Consider the following 19070-nt stretch of genomic DNA (forward strand, 5'->3'; position numbering starts at 1 on the left):
ATGAGGTTCTCTAGGCGCTTGATCTCTTCGCCGCAAATTAGCTACCTCCTGCCCGCTACGACGCCAGTGTGGCAATGACGGCTTCGTCGCCGGCGTATATTAGGGTGTTGCCATCGGGAATGATCGTTTGGCCGTCGCGCTTGAGCATCACCACAATAAACGGATGCTTGCCTTGCGGCACGTCGCGCAGGCGCTGGCCGGCCAGGCGACCGTGGGGCGTCACGGTGACCTCGCGCAGCGTAACCTCGGCACGCTCTTCAAACGTCGGGGCAGCCATCACCAATAGGTCGCCTTCCTCAATCACGGTATCGCCATTGGGCAGCACCGGGTGCGCGCCATCGCGCAGCACCAGGACGACGAGCATGTCCGTGGCGCTGCCAATATCGGCGAGCGAGCGTCCGGAAAACGGATGGCCCGCGCCCACCTTGAACTTGACAAACGACATGCCGTCCTCGTCGCGGTAATCGTTAAACGTACGGCGCACGTCGCCTTCCGCGTCGATCATATTGAGCTTTTTCGCCACCGCCGGTAGCAGCGAGCCCTGCACCACAATGCTCGACACGGCAATCACAAATACCAGGTCAAACAGGTCGTGACCGCCAGGAACACCGGCCACCACGGTAAAGAGGCTAAACACGACCGAAGCCGCGCCGCGCAGACCCGCCCAGCTTACGAGCGCAACCTGGCGAGGGTTCGTCTTAAAGGGCGCTAGGAGCACGCCGACGGCGATGGGGCGGCTCACAAAGAGCATAAACGCCATGAGCGCCAGGCCCGGCAGCAGCATCTGCGGCAGGCGTGCGGGCGTTACGAGCAGGCCGAGCAAGAAGAAGATCGTCATCTCGGCCATCTCGGTGAGGGTATCGAAGAAGTGCGCCATCTCGACCTTGCCGGTGATGTCGCTCGCACCCAGCACAATGCCGGCCAGGTACACGGCCAAAAATCCGTTGCCGCCCAGGTAGCTCGGCAGCGCGTAGGCGACGATGGCCACGGCGAACAAAAAGATGGTCTGCGCGCCCTCGGCCGTTGCGTGCGCGCGTTCAATCAGGCGGCCCGCCGCCCAGCCGATGGCGAGGCCCAGGCCCACGCCCAAGATAATCTGCTTGGCCAGCAGTGCGGGAATGTTGATGTCGCCGCCGGCCGCGAGTGTGGCGAGCACGGCGGTGAGCATGTAGGCGACGGGGTCGTTGGAGCCCGATTCGACCTCGAGCAGCGAGTCGGTGCCGCCCCTCAGCGAAAGGCTGTGCTCGCGCAGAACGCTAAAGACGCTGGCCGCGTCGGTGGACGCCACGACCGATCCCAGCAGCAGGCCGCCGATCCAGTCGAAACCCAGCACAAAGTGGGCGAATACGCCGGTGATGCCGGCAGTGATGACGACGCCGAGCGTGCTCAGCAGCACTGCAGGTATGGCGACGGGCTTGGCGCGGTCGATGTTGGTGTTAAAGCCGCCGTAGAACATGATGAACAGCAGTGCCGTGCTGCAGACGGTTTCGGTGAGTGCGTAGTCGCTAAAGTCGATGTGCGCCGGGCCGTTGACGCCCAACAGCATGCCGAGCGCGATAAAGATGAGCAGGGTGGGGAAGGGGAGTTTTTTGCCGACGGGTTTGATGGTCAGACACAAAATGATGACGAGGCCGATAAAGAGAAGGATCTGGTTCATGGATGGTGTCCGCTCCTGGGTGGTTGGCGTGGCACGGTCAGTTGTCTGCGGTTATTTGTACCCAAAGATGGTGGGTTTATGGGGTTGGGTTGCGGGCATGCGCGATATCGTCATAGACGGCTGCCGTCTTTGCCTCTGCTCGGAAACCCTTTCCAGCTTTATTGCAACGGAGTACAATGGGTAACGTTTAAGTTCAACTTGAAGTTTTAGTTGCGGCGCCGGGCTTCGGCCGCAATGCAAGGAGAGGCGTACCATGGCGATCTATGTGACATCTGATGCTCACGGGCACGTGCGTGCGCTTGACGAGGCCCTGTCTAAGATCTCGTTGATGTCCGACGACACGCTGTACGTGCTGGGCGACATGATCGATCGCGGGCCCGATCCGGTCGGCGTTATTAAGCTCGTGCGCTCGCTGCCCAACGCCCGCGTGCTCAAGGGCAATCACGAGCAGATCATGCTCGATGCCATCATCGGCCAGGATCCGCTCGATGCCGAGACCTGGGATATCAACGGTGGCTGGACGACGCGCGAGCAGCTCAACGACATGGAATTTGAGGCATACGAGGAGCTCGTGCGATGGATGGCCGCGCTGCCGCTCTACGCGGTGGCCGAGACCGAGGAGCGCCCGTATCTGCTGGTGCATGCTGGAATCGAGATGAAGGCGGCGCGCGCGTTTTTGCTTGAGCATGGCGTCGATTGTGCCGATGGCGTTGGAGCGGTGGGTGCCGATTGCGAGCTGCTGCAGCAGATGCTCGCGGTGCAGTCGTCCGATGACCTGCTGTGGATTCGTCACGGCTATTGGGATGTGCCGACCGGGCTGCTTTCTGCCGAGGGCAAGGGTCCGGTCGTGGTGAGCGGTCACACGCCAACGGTGTCGCTCGGGCGTTATTGCGAGGTCGGTGGTCTTGCGGGGCTCGATGAGGAGTCGGGCCGCGGGCAGATTGTGCGCCTGGGCGGCGAGGATGCCGCCGGTGTGCCCGATCGCATCGACATCGACTGCGCTGCCGCCACCGGCTCCGAGTTCGGTCGCGTGGGCATCCTGCGGCTCGATGATGGGGCGGAGTTCTACGCGAACATCAACCCGGGCGAATAACCTTGTTCCGCCGATCTACCGTAGCTAATTTGGGACGGGGCTTTTTTGACTACTTTCGGAGAGTAGCGCCTTCTTGCTCGGTAAGCGCTAGAAATGAGGAGCGTCTGCGTCCTCGACAGCGCGAAAATGCTCGAAAAACCGTCGCAGCGGAGTCAAACGACGTCGCGGCGGTTCTTTTTTGGCTGCCCCGCTGGCTAAGTGAGTAGACTTTTTTGGAAATGCCGAGCACCCAACATATTTGCCTCAATAAAACCGCAGGTCACAGACTTGTGCTCTGTTGGTGTGGTCGGGGATTCGGTAAAAGTCTACTCACTTAGTTTTGCGTGATGAATATTGTCCGCAACGAGACCCCAGACGGGGTGATTCCATCGCAAATTCCGGTGACCGGGCAGCTAATTAGGCGCCGTATGGGTTGCGGTCGCGTTCGATGCGTTGGCGGATGTGGGCGTACTCGATTATCAGCAGCACCAGGAGTAGGACCATGATGGCTAGGTAGCTCGCCACAGCGCCCATCAGACCCAGCAGCTTAATCAGGATCACCGGCAGCACCACGCTTACGGCGAAGCAAATCAGGTAGATCTTGGTGACGTCGCCGGCATGGCGCAGCACCGTGATGATGGCGTAGATAAAGTCGATGGCCGCGGTGACGCCGCCGGCGACGACCATCAGCAACGCCAGCGTACGGTAGCGCTCAAAGCTGAGGCCGTACATAAAGCTCATGAGGGGAATACCGGGACCTGCCATAAATGCGGCGCACACGCCGGTGATGACCACGATCAGCGCCATAACGGCAACAATAATCAGGTCAAAGCGATGACGCTTGCGAGGATTAGCCCAAATGCTCGACAAGCGCAGGAGCTGCGGTTTATAGATAAATCCAATGCTCAGCAAAATAGCCTGCGCCGGAAAGAACAGGGCATTAAAGTACAGCTGATATTTGTATGCCAGCGTGCCTTCCATCACAAACTTGGGCATGCTCTCAATAAGGTTGAACAGGAACAGTGCACCAAAGAGCGGGGCGCACTGGACAAACAGGTGGCCGACCTCGCGCAGGCTCACGTGGCGCGATTTTTCGGTCTCGAGCAGGGCGAGCGGCGCGGTGACCAGCACGAGCGAGGCGATCGCGGTGACACCCATGGCCATGGCCGCGATGGGCATGCTGCGCGTGAGGAACAGCGCCACGCTGAAGACCGCGATGACGCCGACGGAGCGTAGCGTTTGGCTCATTCCAGCCAAGTAGAGTTTGTCGGCCTGCTGCAGGCGGCCTTCGTACACGTCGGCGACGCCGTCGATGACCTTATACAGGTAGACGCCCAGGCCGATCGTCGCCATCTGCGCGTCATAGCCGCGGGCACTGCTGTACATGAGGCCGCAGCCTAGGGCGAGCGCTCCGCAAAGCCAGCGGTTGAGCTGGTAGGAGGCAAAGGACGTCTTTTCGTCGATGTCTGAGACCTGGAAATTGCGCACGCCGTAGTTGCATGCGATCATGATGAGCGTGCCGGTGACGAAGGCGATGGAGAACTTACCGGCTTCCTCGGCGCCCACAAGCTGCGTGGACACAATGGTGAGCAGGGGAAACGCGAAGCCCCACACGGCGGTGCCCAGGGTATTCCAGAGATAGTCGCGGCGGGTGGCGTGCTCCTCGTATTCCGCTTCCTGCATGGAGAAGCCGCCGCCGTAGACGGCGCCGAGCAGGCGGTTCCACCAAGCGTTGACCATGCGGCGGACGGGGCCGGGCTCCCGATCGCGTTCGCGCCGGCGACGTGTGGCTTGGCAGCTATCGGGTCCGCCGGCGTTGCGCTGACTCAGCTCCTGGATGCGTGCGAGCTCTTCGGCCGTGTGGGAGGCAGGGAAGAGGCCGTTCTCGATGCGGCCGCCCTGGGCCTTCGCGGCGCCGTCTTTCGATGCAGCGGGGTTGGAGATGCCGTTGCGGCGGGCGATGGCGCGGCGAATGCTATCGAGGGGCGTGATGCTCAAAGCGGGGTCCTTTCTATTGCTGCGCTCTAGTATAGACACCTCGGTGTCCGCTCGTATTTTTGAACAGGTTGTTCGATAATTTCGGCGGCGCCATTCGGTAGTCGGCACTTAGGGACGTTCCTTATGTGCAGGCACTTTGGGAACGTCCCTAAGTGCCGGCATCCGGGGACACTCCTTGAATGTTGCCTGTTCAAGAGTGTCCCCAATGACTAGTCGTTTAAGAACGTCCCCAATGACTGGGCCGCTTGCCTGCGATTTTTGACCGTTGGGCGGGCTTGCCGCCCTTGCCGCAAAAACGTTTTTGCATATCGGGTACAACGGGCTTTACGTGAGTAAAGTGCGCGCCGCGTCCACGTGCCGCGTTTTTAAAGGAGGCCCCATGCCTGGTGTTACCCCTGCAGAAGTTCTGTCCAATTTTGGTATTACGCTGGTCGAAGATCCCGCCGAGAATCAACCCCGTCTGCTGGTCGATCTGCCCGCCGCGGAGCTCGTCGAGCACGCTATCCGCCGCGAAGAAGGCCGCATGGCATCCAACGGCGCGCTGGTGATCGAGACGGGGGAGCGTACCGGCCGTTCCCCCAATGACCGCTTTATCGTTGGCACCCCCGATGTTCACGACAAGATTGCCTGGGGCGCGGTCAACCGCCCGCTGTCCGTCGAGAGCTATGAGGCCATCAAGGCCGGCATCGTCGACTATCTCAACGAGCGCGACGTGTTCGTCACCCGCGGCATGGCAGGTGCCGACCGCAACCACACGCGTCGACTGCTCGTTGCCTGCGAGCGTGCCAGCCAGGCACTTTTTATTAAGCAGATGCTCGCCCGCCCGCTCGCTCGCGAAATCGCGCGCACCGGCGAGCCCGACTTCTGCGTGCTCGCAGCGCCCGGTTACCAGTGCGACCCCGCCATCAAGGGCCTCAACTCCAGCGCCGCGGTGGTCATCAACTTCCAGGAACGCGTGATTCTGGTCGCCGGCACCGGCTACTCCGGCGAGATTAAAAAGTCGATCTTTAGCGTCATGAACTATCTGCTGCCCGTCGAGGACGACGTGCTGCCCATGCACTGCTCGGCCAGCATGGATCCCGTCACGCACGAGACCGCCGTGTTCTTTGGCCTGTCCGGCACCGGCAAGACCACGCTTTCGGCCAATCCCACGCGCCTGCTGATCGGCGACGACGAGCACGGTTGGTCCGACATGGGTATCTTCAACATCGAGGGTGGCTGCTACGCAAAATGCGAGGGCCTGGACGCCTTCCACGAGCCCGAGATCTTCAACGCCGTCCGTTTTGGCGCCATTTGCGAAAACGTGGTGCTCGACGAGAACCGCAAGCCCAACTACGACGACATCTCGATCACGCACAACACGCGCGTGGCCTATCCCGTGGAGCACATTCCTAACGCTTGGACTAAGGGCATGGGCACCACTCCGAGTGTCGTGCTGTTCCTGACTTGCGACGCTTTTGGCGTGCTGCCACCCATCTCACGTCTGACGGCCGATGCCGCCATGTACCACTTTGTGACGGGCTTTACGGCTAAGATTCCCGGCACCGAGGTCGGCGTCACCGAGCCCACGCCCACGTTCTCCTCGCTGTTTGGCGAGCCGTTTATGCCGCTCGACCCCATGGTCTATGCTAAGATGCTCGGCGAACGTATCGCCGACGGTCGTACGCGCGTGTACCTGGTCAACACCGGCTGGATTGGCGGCGGTTATGGTGTGGGCCATCGCATCGAGCTTGCCTACACGCGCGCCCTGGTGGCCCGCGCCCTCGACGGTACCATCGAGGACAGCGAGTTCTTGCACGACGACATCTTTAACGTCGACATTCCCACGACGTGCCACGGCGTGCCCGATGGCATCCTGGTGCCGCGCCAAAACTGGCAGAGCACCGCGCGCTATGACGAGGCCGCGCACAACCTGGCGGTGATGTTCGAGGAGAACTTCGAGAAGAAGTACTCGCACCTGCCCGAGTCCGTCAAAGCCGCCGGCCCGCACGCCCAAGTACACGCCGACGCTCGTCATCGCGGCCGCGGGCTGCTGGGACTTCGCCACTAGCTTCGCCGTGAGTCCATATCCACCACAAAGGGGACAGGCGCCTTTATGGTGGTTTTGCTCGCGTGGATGACTCGGGTTACAATACGCTTGACATATCGTCCCCTTCTCCGGATGGGGACAGCGTAAGCGCTCTTGTGGCGGCACCGTAGGACTTTGAAGGTGGCCGCTGTGAGGGCGCTTTTTGTTTAGGCGCCCTCGCTCGGGCGTACGCTATGAAGGGAGAGCATATGAAGAGTTTCGTTGCCGAGGATTCGTTTTGGGAGCTGTTTCCGCAGGCGGCGGTCGGCGTCGTAGTCGTAAAGGGCATGAAGCCCGCGGCCCAGATTCCCCAGGAGGACGTGGATGCGATCGCCACGTTGCTCAATCGCGCCAATATCGATGCGGAGCGTCACCTGACAAGCGATACCATCAGCGAGAACGCGCCGGTTAAGGCATGGCGCGAGGCGTATCGCCTGTTCAAGACCAAGAAGGGCGCGCGTTGCTCAGTTGAGAACCTGCTCAAGCGCGTGCTCAAAGGCAAGCCGGTCGGCCACATCACACCGGCGGTGGATATCTACAACACGATTTCGTTGACTTATGCGCTGCCCGTTGGCGGCGAGGACCTGCATGCGATTGAGGGAGATCTTCGCTTGAAGGTGACCGATGGTGGCGATGCGTTCTTGCCGCATGGCGAGGAGGCGGACGATCCGACGCTGCCCGGCGAGCTCGCCTACATCGACGATGCGGGCGCTGTGTGCCGCTGCTGGAACTGGCGCGACGGCGTTCGCACGGCGCTGTCCGATGATTCGGCCGATGCGTTCCTGGCGATTGAGTGCGTGGAGCCCGAGCGGATGGGGGATTGCCAGGCCGCGATCGATCGCTTAGCCGAGCTGCTCGAGCGCTATCTGGGAGCGACGGTTGTCGTTAAGACGCTTGTGACCCGCGACAATCCCTGCGTGGAGCTGTAGCGACGCCTGCGGATCATGTTCGCCGGTCAAAACCACCACAAAGGTGCCTGTCCCCTTTGTGGTGGTTTTTATGTTGATGGGTTAACAAATGGGGTATTTGGGTACGGGTGTCGCCTTATGCGACTAAGATGTTTACCCGTAAGCATTATGCAAGCGAAAGGCGGTCGTCTCCCATGCAGCAGAACGACGAGACACGTTTCGAGGACTTTGTCGGACTGATCAGCGGGCTCTACAAGGAGATTCAGCGCATTAAGACATCCGAGGGCGCAAGGCTGGGCCTCAAGGGCTCCGACGTTATGTGCCTTTACTATCTTGAGCGCAGCAAGGACGGCCTGACTGGCGCTGACCTGGCTCGCATGGCAGGCGTGACCCGCGCCGCCGTCTCGCGTACGCTCGCGCATCTGGAGGAGGGCGGCTACGTCGAGGTCGACGATTCGGGCGATGCCGCCGTTAAGTATCGTGCTCCGGTGCGCCTGACCGCTCTGGGCGGCGAGAGCATGAGCGAAGCGGACCGCATCATTCGCGAGGTGCTCGATACCACCGGTAAGGCTATGGGTGTGGAGCAGCGCGAGCAGATGTATGCGTCGCTGCGCACGATTCTCAACACCCTGCGCGAGCTGTAGGGCCGCCAAGGCTTTTGCTTCCAATTAACAACTGCATAGTCCTGTTTGAGCGCGTATACCGTGCCGGGGCCTTGCTGTCAAAATTCCCTGCGCGGGATCTGCGCAAGAAAGGATTCGCTATGTCCGTCCGCATTATTACCGATTCCGCAAGCGATATGTCGCCGGCCGAGCACCCAGCACTGGCCGTTTTGCCGCTGTCCGTCACCTTTGGCACCGATGTGTACATGGATGGCATCGACATCGATCACCAGCGCTTTTACGAGATGCTCGTGGAGCGCGATGAGCTGCCCAAGACCGGCCAGGTCAACCCGTACGCGTTTTCGCAGGCGATTGCCAAGGTTCGTGAAGCCGGCGATGAGGCTGTGATTATTACCGTGGGCGCTAAGCTATCAGGCACCAATCAGAGTGCCCGTACCGCACTTGCCGAGGCGCCGGGCGGCGACGTGTTCGTGGTAGACAGCAACAACGTCACCCTGGGCGAGCGTGTCCTGGTCGAGTATGCCCTGCGCCTGGTGGATGAGGGCCGTAGTGCGGCCCAGATCGCGGTGGCCGTCGAGGCCGTCCGTGACCGCGTGGTCGTCATCGGCCTGCTCGAGACGCTGGAGTACCTGGTGCGCGGCGGTCGTCTGTCTGCTGCGGCCGGCGCCGTGGGCACGCTGCTCAACGTAAAGCCTGTGGTGGCTGTCGAGGACGGTCTGATCGTGCAGCTGGGCAAGGCGCGCGGTTCCAAGAACGGCTGCAACCTGCTGAACCAAAAGGTCGAAAAGGCGGGCGGCATCGACTTTTCCATGCCGCTGGCGCTCGGCTATACGGGTCTTTCGGATGCGGTGCTCAAGAAGTATATCGAGGACAGTGCCGCGTTGTGGGCCGGCCATGCCGAGGGTGAGCTGCCCATCCACACTATCGGCGCCACCATCGGCACCCACGTGGGCCCCGGCGCTGTAGCCGTAGCCTTCTTCCGCCCCGCCAACTAGCTTTCCGGTCAAAACCACCACAAAGGGGACAGGTACCTTTGTGGTGGTTTATGCTGGGTTCGGTTGAAAGGAGCACGCGATGGCGTCTGAGGGCTTTTTTGAACGGGTGTACGAGGTGGTCGAGCAGATCCCCGAGGGGATGGTCGCCACGTATGGTCAGGTGGCGCTGCTTGCCGGTCGACCACGAAGTGCGCGGTATGTGGGGTATGCCCTGCATAGCAATCCGCGCCCCGGCGAGATTCCCTGTCACCGCGTGGTGTTTGCCGACGGGCGCATATGCGAGGGTTTTGCTTTTGGCGGTCCCGATGCTCAACGTGAGCTTTTGCTAGGGGAGGGTGTGGCGTTTAAGGACGACATGCACGTCGACCTGGCCGTCTGTCGTTGGCCTGCCGGACTCTAACAGCTCTGCCGTGGCCAGAACTACCACAAAGGTGCCTGTCCCCTTTGTAGTGGTTTTCCGTTGCAGGTTTACCGGGGCTAACTTATGGAGAAGGTGTGGTGGGGTAGTTTGACGCTAGAAAGTAAACCAAGGTGAACTATATTGGTTTCAGCAACAGAGCAGGCAATAGGCGATGAAAAAGCCTGCCCTGTTGAGTTTGATTCGCATTCCTCCCCTCTGTGCGATTCAACGGTGTACTTCGGGAACAGGCCCGCTGGCAACTAACTGCCAGCGGGCCTGTTCCTGTTTGTCGGGGGAGTGCAGCGGGCAGAGTCGAACCGGTCGGGCACCAAAAAAGGCGGACGCCGTAGCGCCCGCCCTAAAACAATCCAAAGCTCAAGCCAGCAAATCGGCCTAGTACACCATGCCCATGGCGTCCTGAACCTCGGCCAGGGTCTGCTCGGCGATCTCGTTGGCGCGACGATTGCCCTCGTGCAGCACATCCTTGACGTAATCCAGGTCGTTCTCGTAGCGCTGACGACGCTCACGAATCGGGGCGAAGTACTCGTTGACGGCCTCGGTCACGTACTTCTTGAGCTGGCCGGAGCCGCCCATGCCGATTTCCTCGGCAATCTCGACCTCGGAACGACCAGTGCAGATGGCGGCCGTCGAAAGCAGGCCGGACACGCCGGGGCGGTTCTCGGGATCAAACGTGATCATGCGCTCGGAGTCGGTCTGGCTCTTCTTGATACGCTTGGCCGTCTCCTCGGCGGTCATCGAAATATTGATGGCGTTGCCGTAGCTCTTGCTCATCTTGCGACCGTCAAGGCCGGGCAACAGCGGGGTCTCGGACAGTAGCGCCTCGACCTCGGGAAATACCTTGCCGTAGCGGTTGTTAAAGCGGCGTGCGATGGTGCGGGTGAGCTCGATGTGCGGCAGCTGGTCGCGACCGACGGGCACCACATTGCCCTTGCAGAACAGGATGTCGCAGGCCTGGTGCACCGGGTAGGTGAGCAGAAGGCCGGTGAGCTCGTGGCCCGAGGCCTCCATCTCGGCCTTGACCGTGGGGTTGCGCGCCAGCTCGGCCTCGGACACCAGCGATAGGAACGGCAGCATGAGCTGGTTTGCGGCGGGCACGGCGGAATGCGCGTAGATCATGGTCTTGTCGGGGTCGATGCCGCAGGCAAGGTAGTCCATGACCATGTTGTACACGTTGTCCTGGATGTGCTCGGTGGTGTCGCGGTCGGTGATGACCTGGTAGTCGGCGATGAGCACGTTGGTCTTGGCGCCCATGTTCTGCAACTCCACGCGGCCCTTGAGGGTGCCGAAGTAATGACCCAGGTGCAAGCGTCCGGTGGGGCGGTCGCCGGTGAGCATGGTGAACTTCTCGGGCGTCTTTGCCAGGCCCTCGCGAATGGCGTTGCTCTTTTGCAGCGCGACTTCGTAGCTGTTCTCGTTTGGCATGATTGCTCCTAACGTTCGTTCGCAGGTTTTGATGATAGCGTGTTTATTGAGAGGGGTGGGCGTGAGTGGGTGAGGGACTGCCAGGGGCCGGCTTTCAAGTCCGCCGCGGCGTTCGCGCGAACGGCTGCCAACGCCTTGGTACATCCTCGGCAGCTTGCCCTAGAGCTTGTGGTGGCGCTCTTCTTTGCGCTCCTCGGCTGCCTGCTCCTCCTGCTTAAAAGCGGGGTCGTCGGGGGTGACCAGCTCGTCCTCGTGCGTGCGCTTGTTGTAATGGTGGCGCAGCACGGGTTCAAACAGGTGCAGGTGCTTGGCGAAGGCAGCCGAGCCAATGGCGAGCACGGTAAAGATGAGCACACGCATGGGCACCTCGACCTGGTTAATCGCGGCGGCGCCGGCCGAAAGCATGATGCACCAGGCATAGATGAGCAGCACGGCCTGTTTTTGGTTGTAGCCTTCTTGGATCAGGCGGTGGTGGATGTGGCCCTTGTCGGCCTGCCCGATGCTAATGTGGGCGCGCTTGCGGCGCACAATGGCGCTAAACGTGTCGATGATGGGCACGCCGGCAACGATGAGCGGGATGATAAGCGAGGTGAGTGCGGCGGTGCGGCTCACGTTGAGCAGCGAGATGGAGCCCAGCGCAAAGCCCAGAAGCAGCGACCCCGAGTCGCCCAAGAAGATGCTTGCGGGGTTGAAGTTGTAGCGCAAAAAGGCCAGACAGGCGCCAAAGAGCGCAATGGAGAGCGCGGCGGCGTCGATGCGGCCCGAGAGAACGGCCATCGAAAACATGGTGAACGACGCGATGCCGCAGATGCCCGTGGCCAAGCCGTCGAGGCCGTCGATGAGGTTAATGATGTTGGTGAATGCCACCAGATAGATCACGGTAATGGGGTAGGCGAGCCATCCGAGCATGATCTCGCCGGGAGCAAACGGGTTGACGATGACGCCGATCCGCAGGCCGCCCATGCAGGCGATAAGCGCGGCGAGGACCTGTCCGGCCAGCTTTTGCTTGGGCGTGAGCTGGAAGACGTCGTCGATAGCGCCGGTCGCAAAGATAACGGTAAAAGAAAGCGCAAGTATGGGGTAGCTGATGTGCAGACGGGGGTGGGGCACCAAAACGGGCGGCCAACCCAGGTACCAGGTGCCTAGGATTTGCACAGTGCAGGCGACGACCAGGCCCAAAAACACCGCCGTTCCGCCCAAACGCGGGATGGGCTTGGTGTTGATGCGGCGCTTAGAAGGATAGTCGACGGCATCGAGCTTAATTGCCAAGCGCTTGACCAGGGGCACCGCGAGGAAGGTCGTGATAAAGGCCGCCGCTGCCACGCATAGGTACGGTATGTAGCTCGGGGATGAAGCCATGAATCTAAAAACCGCCAAGCGTCGAAGGAAAAGGTCAGAAGAACGCCATGCGCAAAGGGCATAGCCGAACCATAATACTCGACCAAGGGGGGTGCATGGAATTGCACGCAGCGATAATCACGCGTTTACCAGATATTGGGATGTTGTCGATGGCTTGTCGGGATGCCGGCGTGGATCCATATGGACTGTAATGGCAATTTTCGGCAAAAGAAAACCACCCCCCACGTTACGAAAATGAACCCACCTAAAACAGGTGGGTGCCCTCATCGACTGTTCCAGCGTCCTTAACAACGAAGGATACCTGTACTAGGTACGACTGTGTGGGCTCCCTAAATAAACGCGACGGTTCACCCAGTTGCTCCGCGGGGGGCGGAATACCTACATCATAAAGCGGCACTTTATCGATTCCAGTCTTGACATTACAAAAATCGTGTCGGACGATTACGGCGCCTTGGGCTCGAGCCGTCTGTGGGGTTGATCCCTTTACGTTTGAGCTGCTGAATCGTTGTTTTGGAGCATGGTTTTATGCCGACGTCGTTGACCGAACTTTTTTCGCCCGCCTGCCATTTGTGTCCGCGCCGTTGCGGTGCGGCGCGCGATGAGGGCGCGCACGGCGTCTGCGGTGCTAACGACACGCTCAAGGTGGCCCGCGCCGCGCTTCATATGTGGGAGGAGCCGCCTATCTCGGGCGAGGCCGGTTCGGGCACGATCTTCTTTAGCGGCTGCTCGCTCAAATGTATCTACTGCCAGAACCACGAGATCTCGACCGGCAATTTTGGCCTTGAGATTTCGCCTGAGCGCCTGGTCGAGATTATGCTGGAACTGCAGGACCAGGGTGCCAACAACATCAATTTGGTGACGGCGACGCACTATGCGCACCTGTTGCCTGCCGCGATTGCCGCGGCACGGGCGCGCGGACTGGTTATCCCAATCGTCTACAACACGAGTGGTTACGAGCGCGCGAGTGCCGTGGCGGCGCTGGGCGACCTGGTCGATGTGTGGCTCACCGACTTTAAATATGCCGATGCCGGGCTTGCGCAGTCGCTCTCCCATATAAAGGATTACCCGCGTGTGGCCGTGTCGGGTCTGGCCCAGATGGCGCGCGAGATCGAGCGCCGCGGGGGAGAGTTGGTGGACGAGGACGGGCTTATGAAGCGTGGCATGATCGTGCGTCACCTGGTGCTTCCGGGGCATGCAGACGATTCGTGTCGCGTGCTGGACCTGGTGTGGCAGACGGTGAGCGACGTGCCGATCTCGGTTATGAACCAGTACACGCCCAATGCGCTCATGCGCGAGCAGGGCGGCGACCTGGCACGCGCCGTGACGCGTGAGGAGTACGAGCAGGTGCTCGACCATGCCGACGACCTGGGTTTTACGACGATGTTCTGGCAAGAGGGCGGCGCGGTAGACGAGAGCTTCACCCCGGCCTTCGACACCACCGGTGTTCTTACCAGCGCAAAGTAGTGCGTTCGTCGATGATTTTTCTGGGACGGGGATAAAAAATCATCGAGAGGATCGCCTGTTCGAAAAGTTGCCAAAATAGCCGCGCCCCAAAAAGACTGGTTATTGGGCGTTGACAGTTGGCGAGCCGTAGGTAAAATATCGACTTGTCCTGGGGACGTAGCTCAGTTGGGAGAGCGCTGCCGTCGCATGGCAGAGGCCGAGGGTTCGACTCCCTTCGTCTCCACCCTTGGATTTGATAAGCCGCTGACATTGTGTCGGCGGCTTTTTTTAAAAGAAAGGGCTATACCATGGCCGAGCTTGAGTCCCAACCATTGTCCGACGAGGAGCGCGCTGAGTTGGAAGAGCTCCGCGCTGAGAAGGCCCGCCGCGAGGCTCGGGAAGAGGCCCGTCGCGAGCGCGAGGAGCTGGCTGCCCTGCGTGCCGAGCGCGCGAAGGCCGAGGAGGTCGCCTCGAACGCCGCATCCGAGCGCAAGCCCGCGCCCGCACCCAAGCCCGCTGCAGCGAAGCCTGCACCTGCCGCGCCCAAACCTCAGCCTAAAAAGGCCGCTCGTCCCAAGTCCGTCGAGCCCAAGCCGAGCCGTGACGAGATGACCTTTGCCCAGCGCATGGTTACCTCCAAGGAACCTACGGGCGAGAACGAGATCCCTGGCATGGCGCCGGCTCAAAAAATCATCATTGTCCTTGCCCTCATCGCGTTTGTCATCTTTATGGGCTACACGATCCTGACCAGCATGGGACTGCTCTAACCGATTTGCATCGGGTGTCATGTCCTCATCCTCTGCTCTCGTCTAACCCTCAAATTCTGTACCACACATCCGAAAGGTCGCCCCATGGCTTTGACCGACATCTCGCATCCCACCGACATTGCAATGCTCACCGATCTGTACGAGCTCACTATGGCCCAGGGCCTGTGGGAGAGCGGCAAGGCCAATGAGCAGGGTTGTTTTACCGCGTTTTACCGCGACCATCCCTTTGGCAGCGCCTATGCCGTCATGTGCGGCACCGCCGAGCTGCCCGAGCTGGTCGAGAATCTGCGCTTTACGCCCGAGGATATCGACTACCTCGCCTCGCTTGAGGCCCCGGCCGGCGGCGCGATGTTTAAGTCCGCATTCCTCGACTATCTGCGCGATTTTCGTGCGCATGTAAACATCGACGCCGTGCCCGAGGGCGAGCTCGTCTTTCCGCGCGAGCCCATGGTGCGCGTCACCGGCCCCGCGCTGGAGTGCCAGCTGCTCGAGACGGCGCTGCTCAACATCGTCGGCTTCCAGACGCTTGTCGCCACCAAGACGGCGCGCGTGGTGCTGGCGGCGGACGGCCGTCCCGTGGCCGAGTTTGGCCTGCGCCGTGCCCAGGGCCCCGATGGCGGCCTGGCCGTCGCGCGCGCGAGCTACGTTGCCGGCTGTTCCTCTACGTCCAATGTGCTCGCCGGGCGCCGCTACGGTATTCCCGTCTTTGGCACGCATGCGCACAGCTGGGTGATGAGCTTCGATTCCGAGCTCGAGGCCTTCCGTGCCTTTGCCAAGTCGAGCCCCAAGAATTGTACGCTGCTCATCGACACCTACGATGTGCGCGAGGGCTGCGAGCATGCCATTACGGTTGCCAAGGAGATGGAGGCGGCGGGCGAGCGCCTGTCGGCTATTCGCATTGACTCCGGCGACCTCGCCAAGCTCTCCAAGTATGTTCGCGGCCGTTTTGATGCCGAGGGCCTGCCCTATGTGGGGATCTCGGTTTCTAACGATCTGGATGAGTACACGATTCAGTCGCTGCTCGACCAGGGCGCGCCCATCGATAGCTTTGGCGTGGGCACCAAGCTCGCGACCTGCTACGACCAGCCGGCGCTGGGCGGCGTGTACAAGCTTTCCGCCCGCCGTGCGAGCGAGGCCGACCCGTGGACGCCGGTGGTCAAGCTCTCCGAGCAGCCCTACAAGCGCACAATCCCGGGCGTGCAGCGCGTGCGCCGTTATTACGACGGCTTTGGCGGCCCGGTCTGCGACATGATCTACGACGAGGACCATCTGGTGGGGGAGGGCGCCGCGCGCGGCAATACCCTCGTGGCCGTGAATGATGCCGCCCTGGTGACCGACGTGTCGGAGCTTGAGTATCGCGAGCTGCTGGTGCCGATCGTGCGCGATGGCAGCGCAGTGGCTCCGCGTGAGAGCATCCAGGACGCGCGCGAGCGCTGTGTTTGGGCGCTCGATCATCTGGACGCAGCTTTCAAGCGCTTCCTGTACCCGCAGACCTATGTGGTGGGCATGGAGCAGGGCCTGGCTCAGGTGCGCGACGAGCTCGTGCGCAAGAACATGGCCGCGGCCTCGGCTTTCCCCTGGGCAAAATGATCAGCATGCGACGGAAGATAACGGATCATTTTCTCGCTTGCCCGTTCGCCCGTTCGCTGAACAGTTGATTGGTTTGACGTATGACGACTTCTTATAAAACGATGGTGGTAAAGATCGGTTCGTCCACGGTGGTGGGCGCCGATGGCAAGGTCAACCGCGCCTTTATCGGCGGACTTGCCGATCAAGCCGCAGCGCTGCGCAAGCTCGGCTGGCGTCTGGTCGTGGTGAGCTCGGGCGCTATCGCCTGTGGCTATCCCGTGTTGGGTTTCGACCGCAAGCCGGTCGGCGACCTTCCGAGCCTGCAGGCCTGCGCCTCGGCTGGTCAGTGCATCATCTCGTCGGCCTACGACGAGGAGTTCCATGCGCGCGACCTGCTCACCTCGCTCGTGCTGCTCACGCGTCACGATACGGCGCGTCGCACGTCCTACCTGCACGCGCGCGACGCCCTGCTGCGTCTGGTGGAGCTGGGCGTGGTGCCGGTCGTCAACGAGAACGACACCGTTACCGTCGACGAGATCAAGTTTGGCGACAACGACACGCTGGCGGCGCTCGTGAGCTGCCTGGTTTCCGCCGACCTGTGCGTGACGCTGTCCGACATCGACGGCCTCTACACCGCCAATCCGCACGAGGATCCGACGGCCGAGTTTGTCCCGGTCGTGCATAAGATCGATGCCAAGATCATTGCCTCGGCGGGTGATTCTTCGACCTCGGTGGGTACGGGCGGCATGATCACCAAGATTCGCGCGAGCCGCATCCTGATGACGGCGGGCATTCAGAGCGTGATTTGCTCGGGCGAGGAGCCCGATGCCCTCGTGCGTCTCGCCCGCGGCGAGAGCGTGGGAACCCTGTTCGATCCGCCGGCGGAGCGCCTGGACATCGCACCCCGCAAACTGTGGATCGCGCTGGGCGACAAGGCCCACGGCTCGGTGACGGTTGATGACGGTGCTGCGAAGGCGCTGGTCAGCCGTGGCTCTTCCCTGCTTGCGGTGGGTATTCGCGAGGTCGATGGCCAGTTTGCCGAGGGCGATGTGCTCGATGTGTGCGATCCGAGCGGTATGGTCGTCGCCCGCGGTATCGCCGAGGCCGATTCGGACGTGCTGGAGCTTGCAGCCGGCCGCCGCCAGGACCAGATCGCCAGCAACCGCCTGCTCGCTAACCTGGCCGAGAAGCCGGCGATACACAGGGATAACTTGATCGTATTTGCATAAAGAAAGACAGCGCTGCGGATCGTTTCCTGCAGCGCTGTCTTTCTCGTGCCGGCACTTGGGGACGTTCCTTATGTGCCGGCACTTTGGGACACTCCTTAGCTAGAAGATCCGGCGCAGGTCTCCGCGGTTGAGGGCTTCGTCGAAGAGGTGCTTGAATACCACGCTGCCGTGCAGGCCGTCGTGCTCGAACTCGTTGGTCACCCAGGCGTGCGAGTTGCCCACGCGGCTGAGCGTGTCGAGCTGCATACCCGAATCGACGTACATGTCGTCGAAATACACCGCGGCCTGGAGCGGCGCCTCGTTACAGACTAGGCGCTGAGGGTCGTAGATCTTGTCCCAGCTGGTGTCCTCCATCAGCAGGTCCATCGCCGGCTTGAAGGGCTTAAGTTCGGGCATCTGCTCGAACATCCACGGGAACATGGCCTCGCCGGTAAACATGAGCGGGCGCGCGAGCGTGTCGAACTCGGCGCGGTGTGCCTTCTCCTCTGCCGCGGCCCAGCGAATGGGCATGGTGTCGCCGTCGGCGTATATGAACTCCTGCAGCGTCCAGTACAGCGGATTCGTGCGCGTGTTGGTGCGCTCGAAGGCGCGCATCAAAAAGCTGTCGGATATCGAGGAGCCGCAGCTCGGCGTGCCGTCGCCATCAACAAACGCATGGTCGATAATCCAGTGCATGCGCTCAAAGCTCGGCTTCATGCCAAAGTCGCTGCCCATGAGCTGAAGGCGCTCGACCGTCATCGGCGAGCCGTCGGGTAGCACGGGCTTTTGCTCTTCGATAGCATCGGCCAGGGCCGCCACACGCTCTACGTCGGCGGGGTAGCGGTCATAATACTGCTGAGTCTTGGCTGCCATGCGCGGGAAGGTGTGCGCGTAGACCTCGCTGGCGCTCGCCGGCACGTGCGGAATGCCGCCACAGGTAAAGCTCGCCGCCACGCCCTCGGGGAAGAGCGACAGATAGCTCAACGTCAAAAAGCCGCCGTAGCTTTGGCCGAGCGTGACCCACGGCTTGCCGCCAAAGCCCACCAGGCGCAGGTACTCAAAATCGCGCACGATGGAGCTGGCGAGGTGGCGCTTGAGGTAGTCCGCCTGCGAGCGTGCGGCATCGGAGCCGTCCGCCGTCGCGCGATCACCCAGTGCCTTGATCGTGCGCCCGTCTACACAGCTACTGCGTCCGGTGCCGCGCTGGTCGGGAAGGACCACGCGGAAGTGCTTGACGGCTTCCTCAATCCAACCGTCGCTTGTGGGCGACAGCGGACGCGGGCTCTCGCCGCCGGGGCCGCCCTGCAAAAACAGGAGCAGTGGCAGATCGTCGTTGATGCGGTCGGGCGCGCAAACCACGCGGTAGAAGAGCTTGATGCTCTCGGGCGCGCCGGCGATTGGTGCCGGCATAGCGCCGCGGCGCATGGTGCTGCCGACGGCCAGGAGCATCGGCTCCAGGCCGCGCCAGTCAAGGGGGACGTCGATGCTGTGGTCCTCGACGTAAAGGCCAGGGACGTGGTACGAAGTGATGAGGGCCATGTGAGTCTTCCGTTCGTTGCG

General features: G+C 61.5%; 15 protein-coding genes and 1 tRNA gene. 11 read left to right on the forward strand and 5 right to left on the reverse strand.

Going from position 1 to position 19070, the window contains the following annotated elements:
- Positions 1 to 55: 55 nt before the first annotated feature.
- Entirely contained in the window at positions 56 to 1657 is a 1602-nt protein-coding gene (locus AAAV44_RS00165; RefSeq protein WP_349113966.1) for a potassium/proton antiporter, read from the reverse strand.
- 253 nt (positions 1658 to 1910) lie between these two features.
- Here AAAV44_RS00165 and AAAV44_RS00170 point away from each other — a divergent pair, with 253 nt between their 5' ends.
- Positions 1911 to 2750 (forward strand): metallophosphoesterase, encoded by an 840-nt coding sequence (locus tag AAAV44_RS00170; RefSeq protein ID WP_349113967.1) that lies wholly within the window; start codon positions 1911 to 1913, stop codon positions 2748 to 2750.
- Between the two features lie 396 nt (positions 2751 to 3146).
- Here AAAV44_RS00170 and AAAV44_RS00175 read toward each other — a convergent pair whose 3' ends face one another.
- The gene (locus AAAV44_RS00175) at positions 3147 to 4727 is read right to left on the reverse strand and encodes a lipopolysaccharide biosynthesis protein (protein WP_349113968.1); all 1581 of its coding nucleotides are present in this window, start codon (positions 4725 to 4727) and stop codon (positions 3147 to 3149) included.
- Between the two features lie 379 nt (positions 4728 to 5106).
- Here AAAV44_RS00175 and pckA point away from each other — a divergent pair, with 379 nt between their 5' ends.
- The 5 genes from pckA to AAAV44_RS00200 all read left to right on the forward strand — a co-directional run bounded on the left by pckA (position 5107) and on the right by AAAV44_RS00200 (position 9721).
- Positions 5107 to 6777 carry a phosphoenolpyruvate carboxykinase (ATP) gene (gene pckA / locus AAAV44_RS00180; protein ID WP_349113969.1) on the forward strand — a complete coding sequence of 557 codons (1671 nt, stop codon included), beginning with the start codon at positions 5107 to 5109 and terminating at the stop codon, positions 6775 to 6777.
- Positions 6778 to 7004: 227 nt separating this feature from the next.
- Positions 7005 to 7724 carry a phenylalanine--tRNA ligase beta subunit-related protein gene (locus tag AAAV44_RS00185; RefSeq protein ID WP_349113970.1) on the forward strand — a complete coding sequence of 240 codons (720 nt, stop codon included), beginning with the start codon at positions 7005 to 7007 and terminating at the stop codon, positions 7722 to 7724.
- A 173-nt stretch (positions 7725 to 7897) separates the two neighbouring features.
- Entirely contained in the window at positions 7898 to 8347 is a 450-nt protein-coding gene (locus AAAV44_RS00190) for a MarR family transcriptional regulator (RefSeq protein ID WP_035137250.1), read from the forward strand.
- Positions 8348 to 8466: 119 nt separating this feature from the next.
- Positions 8467 to 9321 carry a DegV family protein gene (locus AAAV44_RS00195; protein ID WP_349113971.1) on the forward strand — a complete coding sequence of 285 codons (855 nt, stop codon included), beginning with the start codon at positions 8467 to 8469 and terminating at the stop codon, positions 9319 to 9321.
- A 79-nt stretch (positions 9322 to 9400) separates the two neighbouring features.
- Positions 9401 to 9721, forward strand: coding sequence for an MGMT family protein (locus tag AAAV44_RS00200; protein ID WP_217107928.1), 321 nt, complete (start codon positions 9401 to 9403; stop codon positions 9719 to 9721).
- Positions 9722 to 10114: 393 nt separating this feature from the next.
- Here AAAV44_RS00200 and trpS read toward each other — a convergent pair whose 3' ends face one another.
- Entirely contained in the window at positions 10115 to 11164 is a 1050-nt protein-coding gene (gene trpS, locus AAAV44_RS00205; protein ID WP_117757745.1) for a tryptophan--tRNA ligase, read from the reverse strand.
- A gap of 159 nt (positions 11165 to 11323) precedes the next feature.
- Positions 11324 to 12523 carry an MraY family glycosyltransferase gene (locus AAAV44_RS00210; RefSeq protein ID WP_271748482.1) on the reverse strand — a complete coding sequence of 400 codons (1200 nt, stop codon included), beginning with the start codon at positions 12521 to 12523 and terminating at the stop codon, positions 11324 to 11326.
- A 525-nt stretch (positions 12524 to 13048) separates the two neighbouring features.
- Between AAAV44_RS00210 and AAAV44_RS00215 the strand changes: the two genes are divergently transcribed.
- The 5 genes from AAAV44_RS00215 (at position 13049) to proB (ending at position 17531) form a co-directional block, all read left to right on the forward strand.
- Positions 13049 to 13987, forward strand: coding sequence for a radical SAM protein (locus tag AAAV44_RS00215; RefSeq protein WP_349113972.1), 939 nt, complete (start codon positions 13049 to 13051; stop codon positions 13985 to 13987).
- 150 nt (positions 13988 to 14137) lie between these two features.
- Positions 14138 to 14210, forward strand: a tRNA-Ala gene (locus tag AAAV44_RS00220).
- A 64-nt stretch (positions 14211 to 14274) separates the two neighbouring features.
- On the forward strand, positions 14275 to 14733 hold the full coding sequence (locus tag AAAV44_RS00225) for a hypothetical protein (RefSeq protein WP_195645291.1): 459 nt from the start codon (positions 14275 to 14277) through the stop codon (positions 14731 to 14733).
- An 84-nt stretch (positions 14734 to 14817) separates the two neighbouring features.
- Positions 14818 to 16323: a nicotinate phosphoribosyltransferase gene (locus AAAV44_RS00230; protein WP_148332245.1), complete on the forward strand. Its 1506-nt coding sequence runs from the start codon at positions 14818 to 14820 to the stop codon at positions 16321 to 16323.
- Between the two features lie 80 nt (positions 16324 to 16403).
- On the forward strand, positions 16404 to 17531 hold the full coding sequence (gene proB, locus AAAV44_RS00235) for a glutamate 5-kinase (RefSeq protein WP_035137237.1): 1128 nt from the start codon (positions 16404 to 16406) through the stop codon (positions 17529 to 17531).
- Between the two features lie 99 nt (positions 17532 to 17630).
- Here the strand turns inward: proB and AAAV44_RS00240 are convergent, their stop codons facing one another.
- Positions 17631 to 19049, reverse strand: a complete 1419-nt coding sequence (locus AAAV44_RS00240) for an alpha/beta fold hydrolase (RefSeq protein WP_349113973.1) — start codon at positions 19047 to 19049, stop codon at positions 17631 to 17633.
- Positions 19050 to 19070: the final 21 nt, after the last annotated feature.

Source organism: Collinsella sp. CLA-AP-H1 (genome assembly GCF_040092945.1).
Lineage (GTDB): Bacteria > Actinomycetota > Coriobacteriia > Coriobacteriales > Coriobacteriaceae > Collinsella.

Bases quoted from the DNA above. Each gene is read 5' to 3' on its own strand.
- trpS (WP_117757745.1), bottom strand. From the start codon at position 11,164: ATGCCAAACGAGAACAGCTACGAAGTCGCGCTGCAAAAGAGCAACGCC.
- AAAV44_RS00200 (WP_217107928.1), top strand. From the start codon at position 9,401: ATGGCGTCTGAGGGCTTTTTTGAACGGGTGTACGAGGTGGTCGAGCAG.
- AAAV44_RS00215 (WP_349113972.1), top strand. From the start codon at position 13,049: ATGCCGACGTCGTTGACCGAACTTTTTTCGCCCGCCTGCCATTTGTGT.
- AAAV44_RS00230 (WP_148332245.1), top strand. From the start codon at position 14,818: ATGGCTTTGACCGACATCTCGCATCCCACCGACATTGCAATGCTCACC.
- AAAV44_RS00165 (WP_349113966.1), bottom strand. From the start codon at position 1,657: ATGAACCAGATCCTTCTCTTTATCGGCCTCGTCATCATTTTGTGTCTG.
- AAAV44_RS00210 (WP_271748482.1), bottom strand. From the start codon at position 12,523: ATGGCTTCATCCCCGAGCTACATACCGTACCTATGCGTGGCAGCGGCG.
- AAAV44_RS00170 (WP_349113967.1), top strand. From the start codon at position 1,911: ATGGCGATCTATGTGACATCTGATGCTCACGGGCACGTGCGTGCGCTT.
- AAAV44_RS00225 (WP_195645291.1), top strand. From the start codon at position 14,275: ATGGCCGAGCTTGAGTCCCAACCATTGTCCGACGAGGAGCGCGCTGAG.
- AAAV44_RS00185 (WP_349113970.1), top strand. From the start codon at position 7,005: ATGAAGAGTTTCGTTGCCGAGGATTCGTTTTGGGAGCTGTTTCCGCAG.
- proB (WP_035137237.1), top strand. From the start codon at position 16,404: ATGACGACTTCTTATAAAACGATGGTGGTAAAGATCGGTTCGTCCACG.
- AAAV44_RS00240 (WP_349113973.1), bottom strand. From the start codon at position 19,049: ATGGCCCTCATCACTTCGTACCACGTCCCTGGCCTTTACGTCGAGGAC.
- AAAV44_RS00195 (WP_349113971.1), top strand. From the start codon at position 8,467: ATGTCCGTCCGCATTATTACCGATTCCGCAAGCGATATGTCGCCGGCC.
- pckA (WP_349113969.1), top strand. From the start codon at position 5,107: ATGCCTGGTGTTACCCCTGCAGAAGTTCTGTCCAATTTTGGTATTACG.
- AAAV44_RS00190 (WP_035137250.1), top strand. From the start codon at position 7,898: ATGCAGCAGAACGACGAGACACGTTTCGAGGACTTTGTCGGACTGATC.